Below are 17541 nucleotides of genomic sequence, written 5' to 3'. Positions count from 1 at the left end.
AAAGGTTTGGAAGAAAAACCGAAGAAAAAATTAGGATTCAATATTATAAAAAATGACCCGACAGACGGTCACGGGGGATTCGGGACCGGCGCCTTGAGCCTTGAAAACGTATCCCCGGTATTCATTGATGTAGAGGAACGGGAAGCCTTCATCGACATTGGGGCCATGCATGCAAGAAGTGCTGTGGAAAAAGGGATCAAATTCCTCCCGAACAAAGCAGATGTGCCAAATGGAAAGCCTTACTGGCTCATCTGGGTCACGGTGGAACGCAAGCCGGGAGGCGCCTACTATGCAGGTGTCACCGCCTGTGAATTGACCGTTGACCGTTCCATCCGCCGCGGCTACAAATCTCTTCCGGAGCATGTGAACCGCATGGATAAATCAATGAAGCGCCACATCATCATCAGCCATATGGATGCCTCGTCCAAGGAAGTTCTCGCTGCCTTCCTGAAGAACCATAATGAGGAAATGTGGAATAATTCCAGCGATGAACTGAAACAAGGCCTTCAGGACCAATAAAACAGTAAAATTTATACTTGTCGAATATTAAGAAAATGAAGTAATATTATTTACAGCAAGTATGCTGTAAAACTAGGACAGAAAAACCCCGGAAATCATGATTTCCGGGGTTTTTCATATAATGCCATAATCCTAATGTCCCCAAAGCCGCTTATACCAGGGAGTCTTTCCTTTATGATGAGACTTTTCTGCTTTGGCAGGCCCATCTTTGAGATGTTCTGTGCAGTATTCAGTCGGTTCGCTTCCTTTAATGAAGTAGGTGAAGCGCTTGACCGGGCAGCCCTTTGCAGCCAGTTTTCCGCTTTCAGGGTTGATGTAGACGCCGATGACCCCCTCGGTAGGCTTGAATTTTTTGACCGGTTCGCCGCGCATGGCATCTTCCATAAACCCGGCCCATATTTTTTTCGTATACCCCTTTTCAAGGGAAGACTGAATTTTGCGCGAGTCATCATATCCGCTCCAGACTCCGGTCACAAGCTGGGGAGTATAGCCGACCATCCAGCTGTCATACTCGGTGGAGCCTGATTTCCCGGCATATGGCCGGGTAAGATTTGAGGCGATGGTGCTGCCGGTTACGGATGCGTAGCCGTTCAATTTTGAATCGAACATACCGGTAAGCAGGGCTGTCATTTCAAAGGCAAGGTCGGCATCTAGCACCTGTTTCTTTTTATGCTTGTACTCATAGATAACCTCACCCTCATGATTTACAACCTTTTTAATGAAGATAGGCCGCACCTCTTTGCCGCCGTTGGCAAAATGGCTGTATGCATTCACCATTTCTGTCAGCTTCACCCCTGATGTACCGAGGGCCAGCGACGGTACATCGGAAAGTGGTGATGAAATCCCGAATCGCCGTGCAGAGCCGATCAGGGAATTCGGTTTTAGGAAAAGGTGGGTTTTGACTGCATATACATTGTCGGACAAGGCGAGTGCCTGTGCGAGTGTGATGTCTTTATCCGCATATTGATTATTATAATTATGCGGTGTGTAAGAGGACTTGCCTCCATCATAAGTGAAGGTCGTGAGTTCACTCCTGAGCTTTGTCGATGGAGTGAATCCCTGCTCAAGTGCTGCATAATAGAGAATCGGCTTCATCGTTGATCCGGGCTGCCTTGAGGCCTGGACCGCCCGGTTGAAGGGGCTTTTTTCATAATCCCTGCCGCCGACAAGGGCCTTGACCTCACCTGTCCTCGGATTCATGGAGACCAGGGAGCCCTGAATTTCAGAATCTGGAGCAAAGACAGAATTGAAGCTTTCCTCAGCAAGCTCCTGCAGCTTGGGGTCAAGTGTTGTATATACACTAAAGCCGCCAAGTTCAATGCTCCGCTCATCCAGATTCAGCTGTGTCCGGAGGGCCTGTTTTACCGCATCCTGGAAATACGGGGCTGTATTCTCCTGCTTTTCCTGCTGCTGATCCTTGAACTTTAGGTTCTTGGCAGAAGCGGCGGCAATCTCTTCTTTTTTGATATATCCGGTTTTATTCATGGCACGGAGAACGATCCGCTGCCTGTTTTTTGCGTTCTCGAGTGACATATAAGGAGAGTAGCGATAAGGACCTTTTGGTATGCCGGCGAGCAGGGATGCTTCAGCCAGGGTCAATTCCCTGGCATCTTTTCCGAAGTAGTACCTGCTGGCCGCCTGTATGCCGTATGAGCCATGCCCATAGTAAATGGTGTTGAGATAGCCCTCGAGGATCTGCTCCTTGGAATAGTTCATTTCAATCCGGATCGTATAAAAGGCCTCCTCCAGCTTCCGCTTCCATGTTTTCTCATGATGGAGGAAAAGGTTCCGGGCATATTGCTGGGTGATGGTGCTTGCCCCCTGAACTTTTGACATGGCCCGCACATCGGCAAGAACTGCCCCCGCAATCCGTTTTGGATCAAAACCGCCGTGTTTATAAAAATGCTGGTCCTCGACTGAAATAGCTGCCTCTGCCAGATATGGGGAAATATCGGCGAGCTTGACCCAGTATCTTTTTTGATTTGTATTTGTTTCCCCGATCTCCCCGCCATCCGCCGAGTAGAAAATTGTAGATTTTGGAACAGCAAGCGGAGGCGGGCCCAGGAGCTTCGCATAGCCAAGGACAGCTAAATAGATGAGAAAAAGGATGGCAAGCCCCGCTCCGGTCAGGATGGCTATAGCCCTGAAAATTTTCATTGATTGCTTAAAACGCTGGCCAGTCATGGCTTCCATCTTACCACCACCCTGAAAAATTATTTTTAATATAATCGTCTTAATCCTAAGGTCATGTTAGCTTTTATGAGTTTGTGAGGAGATCATGGGTAAGCAAGGTTGATTGGTGCCGAAAGCGGGCATCCTGAAGCGAAAATCAACCCTCCTGTTTCAAAAGCCACATTGTTTACGAGAATAGCCTTATAAAATAGCTTGCGTGTTTTGGACGCACATTTAGAGGTAATAGAGTAAAAACTGTTAGTATGTAGTATGAAAAAACAATCCATGTTTTAAACATGGAACAGAAAAAAACAAAAATTAATATTGCTTTTTTGCTAGATTGTTCTATAATTTTTCTGTTACACAAAAGTTTTGGCTGTTAAAACAGCAAAATCGCAGGTGAGCCTGGAGGGAATTCTGGGCATACTGACTAAGGCAGGAAACATATCTGAAAGGAATGATATAGATGGGATTATGGTTTACTGAAAAGCAGACAGATCATTTTGGTATCACGATGAAAGTGAACAAAACTTTACATACAGAACAAACGGAATTCCAGAAGCTTGATATGGTAGAAACAGAAGAGTGGGGCAATATGCTTCTGCTTGATGATATGGTAATGACCAGTGTCAAGGATGAGTTCGTCTACCACGAAATGGTGGCACATGTACCATTGTTCACTCATCCAAATCCTGAGAATGTGCTTGTGGTAGGGGGCGGGGACGGCGGTGTGATCCGTGAAGTCCTTAAGCATCCGGGCGTCAAGAAAGCTACTCTTGTCGACATTGACGGCAAAGTCATCGAGTACTCCAAGAAATTCCTTCCGGAAATTGCAGGCATGCTTGAAGATCCGCGTGTTGATGTGCGCGTTGATGACGGCTTCATGCATATCGCAAAGAGCGAGAATGAATTCGATGTGATCATGGTAGATTCCACTGAGCCGGTCGGCCCTGCTGTCAACCTGTTCACAAAAGGCTTCTATGCCGGAATATCCAAAGCATTGAAGGAAGACGGCATCTTTGTCGCCCAGACTGACAATCCTTGGTTCAAGGCAGACCTGATTACAGAAGTACAGAGGGATGTAAAGGAAATCTTCCCGATCACAAGTCTATATATCGCCAACATCCCTACTTATCCAAGCGGATTGTGGACGTTCACCATCGGTTCAAAAGTGCACCACCCGCTTGAAATCAGCGATGAGCGCTTCCACGATATCGACACAAAATACTACACAAAAGAACTTCATAAAGCAGCTTTCGTACTGCCGAAGTTTGTGCAGGACCTGATTAAGTAAGATAGATTTTTTACAATCTGTTCTATGCGGCGGTCTGATTACTAAGTCAGGCTGGTTGAAGCGAGCGCTTTGAGTGGAAATCCACTTCTTATTCAGCCGCATAGTTTTCGGTATAAGCTTAAATAAAGAACACAAATTAACACAACCAGGGGAGCCCTAAAGGAGCCTCCCTATTATTTTTATAGACAGAATAGAGGAGTGATCCACCCTTGCGATTTGATGAAGCATATTCAGGAAATGTATTTATTAAGAGCCATCCGGATTTTGAGGAATCAGAGGCAGTCCTTTACGGGATGCCGATGGATTGGACAGTCAGCTACCGGCCGGGGTCAAGGTTCGGCCCGGCAAGGATCCGCGAGGTCTCTATCGGCCTTGAGGAGTACAGCGCGTATCTGGATAAGGAATTGGATGAAGTTAAATATTTCGATGCCGGCGATATTCCGCTTCCATTTGGCAATCCGCAGCGCAGTATTGATATGATAGAAGAATTCGCCGGCAGACTATTTGCGGCAGGCAAATTCCCGCTTGGCATGGGAGGGGAGCATCTTGTTTCCTGGCCTGTGATGAAGGCGGCCGCAAAGCACTATCCGGATCTTGCCATTATCCATATGGATGCCCATACCGACCTGCGTGAAGAATATGAAGGCGAGCCGCTTTCACACTCTACGCCTATCCGTAAAATTGCCGAGCATATCGGGCCGGAAAATGTTTATTCCTTTGGCATCCGTTCGGGCATGAAGGAAGAATTCCAATGGGCTAAGGAGAATGGCATGCATATTTCCAAGTTCGAGGTGCTTGAGCCGCTTAAAGAAATCCTGCCCAGCCTTGCCGGAAGGCCGGTTTATGTAACGATCGATATCGATGTACTCGACCCTGCACATGCACCGGGAACAGGAACAGTCGATGCAGGCGGCATCACTTCAAAAGAGCTGCTTGCATCCATCCATGCCATCGCTGGATCCGATGTGAATGTAATCGGCTGTGACCTGGTGGAGGTAGCACCCATTTATGACGTGTCTGAGCAGACGGCCAATACAGCGAGCAAGCTGATCAGAGAAATGCTGCTGGGCTGGGTTCAGAAATAAAATCGAGAAAGAGGATGTCCTAAAAAATGGGCCATTATCCCTTTGACCACGCAGGAGGAGACGTCATCCTAAGCCTTCCCGCGGCCGTCTGGGGAAGGTTCCTGTGTTTGGGGCAGCCTCTTTTTGTCATATAGGATGATCAGCCCTGCCCCCTTGAATATTGCGGCCAGAATCCTTATACTTATAGAGTTATTTCAGTACAGGTGGTGTATATGATGCTTCAAGAAGAAGAATCAGGAAGGCTTAGGGTGAAAGTGACCGTCAGCACCTCCATAACCAATGGAGCTGAAACTGAGGTCTTTGACCTGGTCACTTTTGGCACCCTGCATAATAAGGCGAATGCCGACTACTTACAGTACGAGGAAAATGATGAGAACGGCAGGATCAATACAATCGTGAAATTCACTGATACAGAGTTGATGCTGATGAGAAGCGGTTCAGTGAAGATGAAGCAGACTTTTCAGGAAAACATGATAACACTTGGCTATTATGAAAGTATATATGGCAGACTTGAGATGCAGACTGATACAAAAAAGATGATAAGAGAATGGGATGATACCCAGAAGCAAGGCAAGATCGGCCTGCATTATAAACTGAACATGCAGGGCAGCGATTTAGGGGAGTATCAGATGTCCATTGTCTATAAGGAGGAAGCCTGAACGGTATGAATGTGGCAGAGCAGGTGCAGGAGAAGATCAAACAGGAAATTAAAGAGGCGGTCATAAAAGGGAATCTGGCTGAAGCAGAGCAGATTCCAAATGTGGTTTTAGAAGTGCCGAAAGAAAAGGCTCATGGAGACTATTCCACCAATATGGCCATGCAGCTGGCAAGAGTCGCGAAAAAAGCACCGCGTATGATAGCGGAAACGATTATTGAACATTTTGATGCTTCTAAAGCAAACATTGACAAGATTGAGCTGGCAGGTCCCGGCTTCATCAATTTTTATATGGACAATTCTTACCTGACTGACATCATTCCAGCGGTTCTTGAAGCAGGGGATGCTTACGGGGAATCGGGCTTTGGTCAGAAGCAGAAGGTGCAGGTTGAATTTGTTTCAGCCAATCCGACAGGCGATCTTCACCTCGGCCATGCGAGGGGTGCGGCAGTAGGGGATTCTTTATGCAATATCCTCGCTATGGCAGGCTATGATGTTTCTCGCGAGTATTATATCAATGATGCCGGAAACCAGATTAATAATCTCGCAAAATCCGTTGAAGCCCGCTACTTCCAGGCACTGGGCCAGGACTTCCCCATGCCTGAGGATGCTTATCACGGGGAAGACATTATCGGCATCGGCAAAAAGCTGGCCGCCGAATTCGGGGACCGTTATGTCCATGCAGACGCAGAGGAGCGGTTTGACTTCTTCCGCCAGTACAGCCTTGAAATTGAATTGAACAAGCTGAAGAAGGACCTTGAGAACTTCCGTGTTTCCTTCGATGTATGGTATTCGGAAACCTCTCTGTATCATAATTCCAAGATTGATGAAGCACTCCAGGTCTTAAGGGACAGAGGCTTCATCTATGAGCAGGATGGGGCTGTCTGGTTCAGATCCACTGATCTTGGGGATGACAAAGACCGTGTTCTGATTAAGCAGGATGGATCATTTACCTATCTTACACCTGATCTCGCCTATCACCGCGATAAGCTGGAGCGGGGCTTCGAGAAAATCATCAATATCTGGGGAGCCGATCATCATGGCTATATCCCGAGAATGAAAGCAGCCATCGAAGCACTCGGCTATGACCGTGAGCAGCTGGAAGTCGAAATCATCCAGCTTGTCCATCTGTTTAAAAACGGCGAGAAAATGAAGATGAGCAAACGTACAGGCAAAGCTGTCACCATGAGGGATTTGATGGAGGAAGTGGGACTTGATGCGGTACGCTACTTCTTTGCCATGAGGAGTGCCGACACCCATATGGACTTTGACCTTGACCTGGCTGTTTCAGAATCAAATGAAAATCCTGTGTATTATGCTCAGTATGCACATGCGCGGATTGCCAGCATCCTGCGCCAGGGCAAGGAAATGAACCTGGACTATGCAGGCGGGGATCTGCAATACAGTCACATTTCATCTGAAAAAGAATATGACCTGCTTAAAAAAGTGGGCGACTTCCCACAGGTTGTTGCTGATGCAGCTGAAAAGAGGATTCCTCATCGGATCACGAACTACATCAACGAACTGGCGGCTGCTTTCCACAGCTTCTATAATGCAGAAAAGGTGCTTGATGCAGACCAAGCGGACAAGAGCCGTGCACGGCTCGCGCTCGTCCGTTCTGTACAGATCACCATTAAGAATGCCCTTGCTTTGATCGGGGTTTCAGCTCCGGAGAAGATGTAAGAAAATATAAAAATGATGCTGGTTCCCGGGACGGTGCGAACCTCCGGGAATCCAAAAAGCCGATGAAGAGAAAAATCTTCATCGGCTTTTTTTGCGGCAGGTGCTCTACCACATGATAGTTGCACCGCTCAACCGCTTTACCCCGCGAATCTTCGCTGAATCCCCGACAAGCTGGAGCAGGGCTTTATCCTTTGTTTTGGCCTCGATCATGAAGTCTGCATCCACATCCATCTCCTTTAATATCCTGATCAGCGGCATGATAAATTCCAGGTCGACATAATCAGCGTGATGGCGGTAGTTCTTTTCATCCTTCGGGGACGAAACATGGATCTTTGGCACACGTCCTGTCCTTTCCCAGGTCTTATAGACCCTCGCCAGGATGTCCTCAAGCGGGGTTTCGACGGGGTTGGCCATATGGTGGTGATAGTCGAAGGCAATCGGGATATCCTCTTTTTCACATACATCCAGCGTTTCATCCACCGTATAGGTTTTATCGTCATTCTCAAGGGTCATCGCACGCTTGATGTCCGGCCGGAGAAGCTTGATGTTTTCGTGGAATCTCGCGATGCTCGCTGGCTTATCACCGTAAGCTCCTCCCACATGGATATTGATGTTTGAATGATGCTGGATGCCCATCGCCTCAAACATTCTGTAATGATACTCCATGTCTTTAATCGCATTGGCGGTTATCTGCTCATTAGCGCTGGTAAAGAGCGTATACTGGCTTGGGTGGAAGCTGACCCTGAGACTGTGCTCCCTGACCATGGAGCCGATCTCCTCCCATTCCTTTTCAAAAGGAGTGATATAATCCCACATGACCTCGGGATGCGTCGCCAGGGGTACAAGGGAACTGGAGAACCGGTATAATTCGATGTCATGGGCGATATTATAATGTAGAATCTTTTTTGTATTCTTTAAGTTTTGCAGTGTGAGCTCCAGCAGCCTCAGGCGGGCTTCTTCCGGGCCCAGCTGTCCAAAACGCTTAAAGGTCATTGTCCTTGATGGGGATGCCTCCCATAAATTCAAGGCGGTCGATACATAGCCAAAACGTATTTTCATGAGCTGCTCCTTTGCAGTAGTGGATACTTTTACTTAGCCCAAACTTTATCCATATAAACACCCCTTTTAAAAGGGGTGTTTTCATAACTCGGCTGCATAATCCAGACTAATAAATACTGTTTACGCCTAAAGTACGGCCTGTAGAGTTTTTGCTGCGGAGTCTTACACCATACAATCCAACCAGCATTGTTTATTAATTTTTTCTGTTCATAGGACTATTAATAAACAACATTCTTATAGAATAGCTTTTTATGCATACTGTTTGGTTTTTGAATGAGAAAGTTGATTTCCGCTGCACGCACTCCACCTGCGCGGGGCGGGCTGTGAGCCTCCTCGCTTTGCTGCGGGGTCTCACTCCAGCAGGTCCCGTAATGAAAAGCGGAGAACGGTGCCTGCTAAATTTAATAGCATTAAATGTAGAATGATTATTACTTTAAATAAAAAAATAAATTACTATGGCAGGCAGAGACCCGATAACACAGAAGCATAGTCGCACTTATGCGTTAGCCCACGGATTTGACTCGAGGGTCGAAAGTCTCGCAGCCGGATCAGGAGTCTCGCGCCTTCCGCTTCAATCACTGTTTTATAATTAAATCTGCTCACAAAAAGGTTTCTCCTTATGCTCCAGCGAACCCTCACTTAACAATGCAATCACCTCATATACCCATTAGAAACAACATACTTCAAGAAAACCTATAAAAAATGAGAGATAGAAGCGGCGAGCCATTCTTTTGCGGTTCTGAATGGGTTGAATGAAGATATGGTTTTGATATCGAGAGGGCAGGAGTGCTGGAGGTCCTCTCTGAGAGCTTCTTCTACATGCCTGATGCAGTCTTTGTCAAAGATATAGCAGTTCAATTCATGATTCAGAAATAGGCTGCGCTTGTCAAAGTTCGAGGTGCCGACATCGACGACCTGGTTATCAATCAGGATGACCTTGGGATGGTAGAAGCCTTTCTGGTATTGATACACCTGGGCACCCTCGGGTACAAGTTTCCGGAAATATTTATACGAGGCTTCCTTTACCAGTGCATGGTCCGAATTTCCTGGGACGATGATTGTCAGCTTGATGCCTTTTTTTAAGGCAGCCAAGAGCTCTCTTTCTAGCTTTTCGCCCGGGATGAAGTAGGGAGTCCCGATCATGATTTTTTCTTCTGCCTTCCGGATCAGCTTTATATATTTTTCCTCGAGATGGACGCCTTCACAGGGAACAAGAAGGTGGCGGCACCGGCCGCGCTGAACCTCGTTTCTGTACAGGGTGGACTTCCTAAAGTCACTCCCGGTGGCTTCGAGCCAGTCTTCGAGGAATTCCTCCTGGAGATCCATGGCCCCCTCGCCCGTGATTTTCAAATGATAATCCCTCCACGGGGAGAGTTTAGGATCTTCATTTATATATTCTTTGCCGATGTTATAACCCCCAAGGTAGCCCTTTTTTCCATCTATCACTGCAATCTTCCGGTGATTGCGCTCTTGTGCGGAGTAGAAAAGGAAAGGGAGCTTCGGAACCTGGCAGAAGGCGATTTGAATGCCGTGAGCCTTTAGGCTTTTGATGGTTTTTTTCTTTAATCCGAAGCTTCCCATCCAGTCAAGGAGAAGGCGGACTTCAATGCCAGCCTGTGCTTTTTCTTTTAGGAGGGCCAGGAATTCCCGGCTGAAATGGTCCTCTTTCACAATATAAAATAAAATGTGAATATGATGGTGTGCCGCCTTGATCTCGGCAAACATATCCTCAAATAAGGCAATGCCGTCAGTAAATAAGGCGATGTCACTATATCGGTAAGGGAAGTCGCGCCGGTGGGCCCGCTTTAAATGGAACCTCCTCCCAAGCTTAAAATCTGCAAGCAGAATCAGCCAGAGAAGAGCCAATACAAGAAGGATTATTAACAAAGTATACAAGTACGCTCTCCTCCTCTTCTTTCTTTGTCCATAGTCTGCTCCATTTGTTGAAAACTATGAGACAGCGGGGAGAGGAACAGGAGAGAATGATGTATAGAAAATGGTTGACTGAATGCTCATTCATTATATAATGGAGGTAAGATATTTCTGAAAAATTAAACTCTTCTGTCGTCTCAGAGAAAGGAGAAACAACATTGAACATATTACTTTGGGTCAATCTTATTGCTTTCTTGATTGTAACCGCTTACGCAGTCAGCCTTTTTGTCTATTTGATCAAGACCAGGATTGCCTATATCAAGCTCGGGAAGAAAGAGGAGTTCGACAGTGATGTCAAGGAGCGCCTCCGAAAGGTATGGGTGAATGTATTCGGACAAAAAAAGCTTTTGAAGGATAAGAAAAGCGGAATCATCCATGTTATGTTTTTCTACGGCTTCATCCTCGTCCAGTTCGGAGCGTTGGATTTCATCATTAAAGGCCTTTTTCCTGGCGCACATCTGCCGCTTGGACCTCTATACAAAGGGTTCACCTTCTTCCAGGAAATCGTGACCCTCATGATTCTTGTGGCAGTGGTCTGGGCTTTTTACAGACGCTATGTAGAAAAGCTCGTCCGTCTTAAGAGAGGCTTTAAGTCAGGGCTTGTTCTTCTGTTTATCGGCGGTTTAATGCTCTCTGTCCTGCTCGGGAATGGAATGGCCCTTATCTGGCATGGGGAGGAGGCAGGCTGGAGCGAGCCGGTTGCCTCACTGTTTGCCGGTGCCTTCGCCTGGATCGGCAAGACGGGTGCCATCACTCTGTTCTACATTTCCTGGTGGGTGCATCTATTATTCCTTTTGTCCTTCCTTGTTTATGTGCCGCAGTCAAAGCACGCCCATTTGATCGCGGGACCGGCCAATACGTACTTTAACCGGACCACGACGCCTGGGAAGCTTCGTGCCGTGAACTTCGAGGATGAAACCCAGGAAACCTTCGGTGCGGGAAAAATCGAAGACTTTACCCAGCTCCAGCTTATTGATTTATACGCCTGTGTGGAGTGCGGGCGCTGTACGAATATGTGTCCGGCAACAGGAACCGGTAAAATGCTTTCCCCGATGGATATCATTCTCAAGATGCGCGATCACCTGACCAACAAGGGAGCAGCCGTTACCTCACTTCAGCCGTGGGTGCCGACACTTGCTTTCGCGAACACACAAGGAAACCAGCTGGCCTTAGCCGCGGCCGGGCAGGGGGCGAAGGAAGCTGCAGCGGCAGTGGAATACAACCCTGCACTAGTCGGGGAGGTCATCACAGAGGAAGAGCTCTGGGCATGCACAACATGCCGCAATTGTGAAGATCAGTGTCCGGTCATGAACGAGCACGTGGATAAGATTATTGATATGCGCCGCTATCTGGTGCTGACGGAAGGGAAAATGAATCCAGATGCACAGAGGGCAATGACCAATATCGAACGCCAGGGCAATCCATGGGGATTAAATCGCAAAGAGCGTGAAGACTGGCGCGGGGTGCGCGATGATGTTGAGATTCCGACTGTCAAAGAAGTAAAGAAGGCAGGCGGGGAATTCGAATATCTTTTCTGGGTGGGATCCATGGGATCTTATGATAACCGCAGCCAGAAGATCGCCCTGTCATTTGCTAAGCTGATGAACGAAGCTGGCGTTAAGTTTGCAATTCTTGGCAACAAGGAAAAGAACTCCGGCGATACTCCAAGAAGGCTGGGGAACGAATTCCTCTTCCAGGAGCTGGCCGCTAAAAATATTGAAGAATTTGAGAAAAATGAAGTCACAAAGATTGTCACCATCGATCCCCATGCATACAATATTTTCAAAAATGAGTATCCTGACTTTGGCCTGAAGGCAGAGGTATATCATCATACCGAACTTCTTGCAAAGCTTGTTGAAGAAGGAAGGCTTGTGCCGAAACTTCCAGTCAATGAAACCATCACCTTCCATGATTCCTGCTATCTTGGCAGATACAATGAGGTGTATGATGCACCGCGGAATATCCTCCGTGCCATTCCTGGAGTCAAGCTTGTGGAGATGGAGCGGAACCGCGAAAACGGCATGTGCTGCGGAGCGGGAGGCGGCCTGATGTGGATGGAAGAAGAAACCGGACACCGCATCAACGTTTCACGCACGGAGCAGGCGCTTGCGGTAAATCCATCCGTTATAAGCTCAGGCTGTCCGTACTGCCTCACCATGATCACCGATGGAACAAAAGCAAAGGAAGCGGAAGATGACGTCAAAACCTATGACGTTGCCGAACTGCTTGAAAAATCAATAATCGGTGAAGCCGCAACCGTGGCTTAATCTATGGTTTTTAAGTAAAGCTCTTTTCTTAAAGATTTTTGTTAGTAATAATCTGTGAAGAATTCAAATCATTAAGCAAGCGGATTGAAGCGGAAGGTGCGGGACGCCCGTGTAAAGTGAGTGCCTGCAGCAGAGAACCAATCTCTTGTTCAAAAGCTATAATATATGCGGAAACAGCCTGGAGTATTGAAGCTGCCTGAAAAATGATAGTAACCATTTTGCCAGGCGGCTTTTCTTTTGGATAAAAACTGAGAGGAACAAAAGAACGGGTTATAAAGTATTTTGAATATACAGCTAAATCAGTTAAGATATAAATAAAGCGCTTTCATATGCGGCCTGAATCCGAGCGAGCGTTCAGTCACCCCTGCAGAGGCCGGCAAAAAAGGCGATACCGAAATTAGAGGAGGAACACAGATGGGCAGAACAGTGATCGTGAGCGGAGTGAGAACTCCATTTGGTAAATTCGGCGGCGGCCTCAGCACATTTACAGCTTCAGAGCTTGGCGGGAAGGTTATTAAGGAAGCAATCGAGAGGGCAGGCATCTCACCGGATGGTGTGGATGAGGTCATAATGGGGACTGTTCTCCAGGGAGGTCAGGGCCAGGTGCCTTCGCGCCAGGCTGCACGGCATGCAGGGCTTGACTGGAGCATTAAAACGGAAACCATCAACAAGGTCTGTGCCTCAGGGATGAGGAGTGTAACATTGGCTGACCAGATCATCCGCTCGGGCGATGAAGAAGTGATCGTGGCAGGAGGGATGGAATCCATGAGCAATGCTCCTTATTTCATTCCAAAAGCCAGATGGGGACTCCGGATGGGCGATGCGCCGATGAAGGACCTGATGATCCACGACGGCCTGAGCTGCAGTTTTACAGGTGCACATATGGGAACGTACGGGAACAGCACGGCTGTTGATCTTGAGATCTCACGCGAGGATCAGGATAAGTGGGCGCTAAGAAGCCATCAGCGTGCCATCCATGCGATGGAAAATGGACTTTTTGATGAAGAAATTCTTCCGGTGGAAGTGCCGCAGCGTAAAGGCGGGCCGATCATCGTATCAAAGGATGAGTCTCCCAGGAAGGATTCTACAATCGAGGCACTCACTAAGCTGAAGCCGGCCTTTGGGGCGGATGGGACGATCACTGCAGGAAATGCCCCTGGCGTTAATGACGGAGCGGCAGCACTTGTACTGATGAGCGAGGACCGCTGCCGTCAGGAGGGTAAAACACCGCTTGCGTACATCATCGGCCACGCAGAGGTTGCGGTCGAGGCGAAGGATTTCCCGAAAACTCCAGGATTGGTCATCAATGAAATTTTGAAGAAAACGAAGAAATCGGCAGATGAAATTGATCTGTTTGAAATAAACGAAGCATTTGCAGCGGTTTCCCTCGCCAGCAGCAAAATTGCCGGTCTTGATCATGAGAAGGTGAACGTGAACGGAGGAGCGGTCGCTCTGGGCCATCCAATCGGGGCAAGCGGCGGCAGGGTCATCATCACGCTCATCAATGAGCTGAAGCGCCGCGGAGGCGGAATCGGCGTGGCAGCCATCTGTTCAGGCAGCGGTCAGGGTGATGCCATCATGGTTGAAGTACCGGGGAAATAAGACAGGCGGGCCGCGAAGACGAGGAGGAAACCAAATTGGAAATTAAAACAGTAATGGTGATCGGGGCAGGCCAGATGGGATCCGGGATTGCCCACGTATGTGCAGCCGGCGGCTATGACGTCCTGCTGCATGATCTCAAAGAGGAGTTTGTGGAGCGCGGCTTTGCATCCATTTCTAAAAATATGGAACGGCAGGTTTCAAAAGGCAAACTTTCTTCCGAAGAGATGGAAGCTGCGCTGAACAGGATCGAACGCTCGACTTCGCTTGATAACGCAGGACGTGCTGACATCGTAATAGAAGCGGCTGTGGAGAATATGAAAATCAAGACCGAGCTTTTTTCAGAGCTTGATAGAATTTGCTCTCGGCATTCCATCCTTGCAACCAACACTTCATCCCTCCCCATTACGGAGATAGCGGCTGCGACAGCACGGCCCGAAAAGGTAATCGGCATGCATTTCATGAACCCTGTGCCTGTAATGAAGCTTGTGGAAATTATCAAGGGGCTTGCGACTGCAGAGGAAGTATACGCGGCTGTCGAGGATATGGCCAGGAAGCTCGGAAAGGTTCCGGTGGAGGTGAATGATTTCCCGGGCTTTGTCTCAAACCGGATTTTGATGCCGATGATCAACGAAGCCATCTATACCCTGTTTGAAGGGGTGGCCTCCAAGGAAGCGATTGATGAGGTGATGAAGCTCGGGATGAATCATCCAATGGGTCCGCTTACACTTGCTGACTTCATTGGCCTCGATACCTGCCTCTATATCATGGAGACACTCCATGACGGCTTTGGTGATGATAAGTACCGTCCATGCCCTCTGCTGAGGAAATATGTGAAAGCCGGCTGGCTTGGCCGCAAATCAGGCAGGGGCTTTTACAGCTACAGCTGAGCAGACAGCAAAAATGAACTCCAGGAGGAGCATCGATGAATTTTAGATTTACGGAAGAACAGGAAATGATGCGGAAAATGGTCCGGGACTTTGCCCGCACCGAGATTGAGCCATTCATCCCGAAGATGGAGCAGGGAGAATTCCCGGGTGAAATCATCCGGAAGATGGGAGGACTCGGGCTGATGGGGATTCCCATCCCTGAAGAATATGGCGGGGCAGAAATGGATTATATTTCTTATATCATTGCCGTTCATGAATTATCCAGAGTAAGTGCAACAGTAGGCGTCATCCTCTCCGTCCATACATCGGTCGGGACGAACCCCATCCTGTACTTCGGTACAGATGAACAAAAACAAACATATATCCCCAGGCTTGCCTCTGGTGAATTCCTGGGCGCCTTTGCCCTGACCGAGCCATCGGCAGGATCTGATGCCGGAAGCTTGAAGACGCGCGCCGCGCGGGATGGCGATTCATACATCCTGAACGGCTCCAAGATCTTCATTACAAATGGAGGAGAAGCGGATACCTATATCACCTTTGCTTCCACAAGTCCGGAAAAAGGGACGAAGGGTATTTCGGCCTTTATTGTGGAAAAAGGCACTCCCGGTTTAATCATCGGGAAGGATGAGCACAAGATGGGGCTTCATGGATCCAGGACGGTTTCACTGACCTTTGAAGATATGAAAATAAGCAAAGATCAGCTCCTCGGCGAGGAAGACGAGGGCATGAAGGTGGCCCTGGCCAATCTAGAGGCAGGCAGGATCGGGATAGCCGCACAGGCACTAGGTATTGCCGAGGGTGCCTTCGGGCATGCCGTCTCCTATGCAAAGGAGCGCGAGCAGTTCGGCCGGCCGATTGCCGCCCAGCAGGGTGTGGCTTTTAAGCTTGCTGAAATGGCGACGAATATAGAGGCATCTAAAATGCTCCTTTACCGGGCGGCCCATCTTCGGTCAAAAGGCATTCCATGCCGCAAGGAGGCTTCCATGGCAAAGCTGTTTGCATCAAAGACGGCAGTCGATACAGCCATCGAAGCAGTCCAGGTATATGGAGGCTATGGATATACAGAAGAGTATCCTGTTGAGCGTTACTTCCGGGATGCAAAGATCACAGAAATTTATGAAGGTACAAGCGAAATACAGAGAATGGTCATCGGAAAAGAGCTTTAAACCACATCAGATTAAATAGCCTGGAGGAATAATCATGCAATTTAAATTAACAGAAGAACATGAAATGATCCGCAAAATGGTACGTGATTTCGCTCAGAAAGAGGTGGCTCCGACAGCTGCCGAACGCGATGAAGAAGAAAGGTTTGACCGGGAAATCTTTGACAAGATGGCAGGCCTTGGCCTGACAGGCATTCCGTGGCCGGAAGAGTACGGTGGAATCGGCAGTGACTATCTTGCTTACTGCATCGCAGTTGAGGAGCTTTCCCGGGTTTGTGCATCCACAGGCGTAACCCTGTCTGCCCACACCTCGCTTGCGGGCTGGCCCATTTACAAATTTGGCTCTGAGGAGCAAAAGCAGAAATACCTGCGCCCGCTTGCAGAAGGTACAAAAATTGGAGCATACGGCCTTACAGAACCGGGCTCCGGTTCAGATGCCGGGGGAATGAGGACCACGGCAAGGCTTGATGGAGATCATTATGTATTGAACGGCTCCAAGATTTTCATTACCAACGGCGGCATTGCCGATATTTATGTGGTGTTTGCTTTGACTGATCCGTCATCCAGGCAAAAGGGAACGAGCGCATTCATCGTTGAAAGCGGATTCGAAGGCTTCAGCGTCGGCAAAAAGGAAAAGAAACTGGGGATCCGCTCATCACCAACGACTGAAATCATCTTTGAAGAATGCCGTGTGCCAAAAGAAAACATGCTCGGTAAAGAGGGAGAAGGCTTTAAGGTCGCGATGATGACTCTTGACGGCGGCCGGAACGGAATTGCTGCCCAGGCCGTCGGTATCGCTCAGGGAGCGCTCGATGCATCCGTAGCTTATGCAAAAGAACGCCAGCAGTTTGGCAAGCCGATTGCAGCCCAGCAGGGAATCGGCTTCAAGCTTGCCGATATGGCCACGCAGATCGAAGCCTCACGCCTGTTGACCTACCAGGCTGCATGGCTTGAGTCCGAAGGCCTGCCATATGGAAAGGAATCTGCAATGTCTAAACTGTTTGCCGGCGATACGGCTATGAAGGTGACAACAGAGGCAGTCCAGGTATTCGGCGGCTATGGATACACGAAGGATTATCCTGTAGAGCGTTATATGCGGGATGCGAAGATCACCCAGATTTATGAAGGAACACAGGAAATTCAGAAGCTGGTCATCTCAAGAATGATCACCAAGGACTGAATGCCGGGAGAGGGGGGCACACGTGCCTTTTTCCCTTTTTCGA

Annotated in this window: 13 protein-coding genes; 10 read left to right on the top strand and 3 right to left on the bottom strand. The window is 48.4% G+C overall.

Features of this window, described 5'->3' with window-relative positions:
• Nucleotides 1–6 precede the first annotated feature (6 nt).
• The gene (locus V1501_RS20595) at nucleotides 7–519 is read left to right on the top strand and encodes a YwhD family protein (protein WP_409290732.1); all 513 of its coding nucleotides are present in this window, start codon (nucleotides 7–9) and stop codon (nucleotides 517–519) included.
• 132 nt (nucleotides 520–651) lie between these two features.
• On the opposite strand, the gene V1501_RS20590 is transcribed toward V1501_RS20595, so the two are convergent.
• Nucleotides 652–2712: a transglycosylase domain-containing protein gene (locus V1501_RS20590; protein WP_409290731.1), complete on the bottom strand. Its 2061-nt coding sequence runs from the start codon at nucleotides 2710–2712 to the stop codon at nucleotides 652–654.
• A gap of 445 nt (nucleotides 2713–3157) precedes the next feature.
• Between V1501_RS20590 and speE the strand changes: the two genes are divergently transcribed.
• The 4 genes from speE (at nucleotide 3158) to argS (ending at nucleotide 7408) form a co-directional block, all read left to right on the top strand.
• A complete protein-coding gene (gene speE / locus V1501_RS20585) occupies nucleotides 3158–3985 on the top strand; it encodes a spermidine synthase (protein WP_409290730.1) in 828 nt (275 codons plus the stop codon).
• A 209-nt stretch (nucleotides 3986–4194) separates the two neighbouring features.
• A complete protein-coding gene (gene speB / locus V1501_RS20580) occupies nucleotides 4195–5070 on the top strand; it encodes an agmatinase (RefSeq protein WP_409290729.1) in 876 nt (291 codons plus the stop codon).
• A gap of 212 nt (nucleotides 5071–5282) precedes the next feature.
• The gene (locus V1501_RS20575; protein ID WP_409290728.1) at nucleotides 5283–5729 is read left to right on the top strand and encodes a DUF1934 domain-containing protein; all 447 of its coding nucleotides are present in this window, start codon (nucleotides 5283–5285) and stop codon (nucleotides 5727–5729) included.
• A 5-nt stretch (nucleotides 5730–5734) separates the two neighbouring features.
• Complete coding sequence (argS, locus tag V1501_RS20570) at nucleotides 5735–7408, top strand: arginine--tRNA ligase (RefSeq protein WP_409290727.1); 1674 nt, start codon at nucleotides 5735–5737, stop codon at nucleotides 7406–7408.
• Between the two features lie 105 nt (nucleotides 7409–7513).
• Here the strand turns inward: argS and uvsE are convergent, their stop codons facing one another.
• Nucleotides 7514–8467 (bottom strand): UV DNA damage repair endonuclease UvsE, encoded by a 954-nt coding sequence (gene uvsE, locus V1501_RS20565; protein ID WP_409290726.1) that lies wholly within the window; start codon nucleotides 8465–8467, stop codon nucleotides 7514–7516.
• A gap of 693 nt (nucleotides 8468–9160) precedes the next feature.
• Nucleotides 9161–10363 carry a cardiolipin synthase gene (cls, locus tag V1501_RS20560; protein WP_409290725.1) on the bottom strand — a complete coding sequence of 401 codons (1203 nt, stop codon included), beginning with the start codon at nucleotides 10361–10363 and terminating at the stop codon, nucleotides 9161–9163.
• A gap of 194 nt (nucleotides 10364–10557) precedes the next feature.
• On the opposite strand from cls, the gene V1501_RS20555 reads away from it, so the two are divergent.
• The 5 genes from V1501_RS20555 (at nucleotide 10558) to V1501_RS20535 (ending at nucleotide 17498) form a co-directional block, all read left to right on the top strand.
• On the top strand, nucleotides 10558–12666 hold the full coding sequence (locus V1501_RS20555; protein ID WP_409290724.1) for a (Fe-S)-binding protein: 2109 nt from the start codon (nucleotides 10558–10560) through the stop codon (nucleotides 12664–12666).
• A gap of 414 nt (nucleotides 12667–13080) precedes the next feature.
• Nucleotides 13081–14268 carry an acetyl-CoA C-acetyltransferase gene (locus V1501_RS20550; RefSeq protein WP_409290723.1) on the top strand — a complete coding sequence of 396 codons (1188 nt, stop codon included), beginning with the start codon at nucleotides 13081–13083 and terminating at the stop codon, nucleotides 14266–14268.
• Nucleotides 14269–14303: 35 nt separating this feature from the next.
• Nucleotides 14304–15155, top strand: coding sequence for a 3-hydroxybutyryl-CoA dehydrogenase (locus V1501_RS20545; RefSeq protein WP_409290722.1), 852 nt, complete (start codon nucleotides 14304–14306; stop codon nucleotides 15153–15155).
• Nucleotides 15156–15190: 35 nt separating this feature from the next.
• Nucleotides 15191–16321 carry an acyl-CoA dehydrogenase gene (locus V1501_RS20540; protein ID WP_409290721.1) on the top strand — a complete coding sequence of 377 codons (1131 nt, stop codon included), beginning with the start codon at nucleotides 15191–15193 and terminating at the stop codon, nucleotides 16319–16321.
• Nucleotides 16322–16355: 34 nt separating this feature from the next.
• Nucleotides 16356–17498: an acyl-CoA dehydrogenase gene (locus V1501_RS20535; RefSeq protein ID WP_409290720.1), complete on the top strand. Its 1143-nt coding sequence runs from the start codon at nucleotides 16356–16358 to the stop codon at nucleotides 17496–17498.
• Nucleotides 17499–17541: the final 43 nt, after the last annotated feature.

Origin of the sequence: Paraperibacillus esterisolvens, from assembly GCF_046237625.1 — a bacterium.
Lineage (GTDB): Bacteria > Bacillota > Bacilli > Bacillales > DSM-1321 > Paraperibacillus > Paraperibacillus esterisolvens.
This window is presented reverse-complemented; position numbering and strand designations above follow the sequence as displayed.

Coding starts and splice junctions, on each gene's coding strand:
- V1501_RS20590 (WP_409290731.1), bottom strand. CDS start 2,712: ATGGAAGCCATGACTGGCCAGCGTTTTAAGCAATCAATGAAAATTTTC.
- speE (WP_409290730.1), top strand. CDS start 3,158: ATGGGATTATGGTTTACTGAAAAGCAGACAGATCATTTTGGTATCACG.
- V1501_RS20575 (WP_409290728.1), top strand. CDS start 5,283: ATGATGCTTCAAGAAGAAGAATCAGGAAGGCTTAGGGTGAAAGTGACC.
- argS (WP_409290727.1), top strand. CDS start 5,735: ATGAATGTGGCAGAGCAGGTGCAGGAGAAGATCAAACAGGAAATTAAA.
- uvsE (WP_409290726.1), bottom strand. CDS start 8,467: ATGAAAATACGTTTTGGCTATGTATCGACCGCCTTGAATTTATGGGAG.
- V1501_RS20550 (WP_409290723.1), top strand. CDS start 13,081: ATGGGCAGAACAGTGATCGTGAGCGGAGTGAGAACTCCATTTGGTAAA.
- V1501_RS20540 (WP_409290721.1), top strand. CDS start 15,191: ATGAATTTTAGATTTACGGAAGAACAGGAAATGATGCGGAAAATGGTC.
- V1501_RS20535 (WP_409290720.1), top strand. CDS start 16,356: ATGCAATTTAAATTAACAGAAGAACATGAAATGATCCGCAAAATGGTA.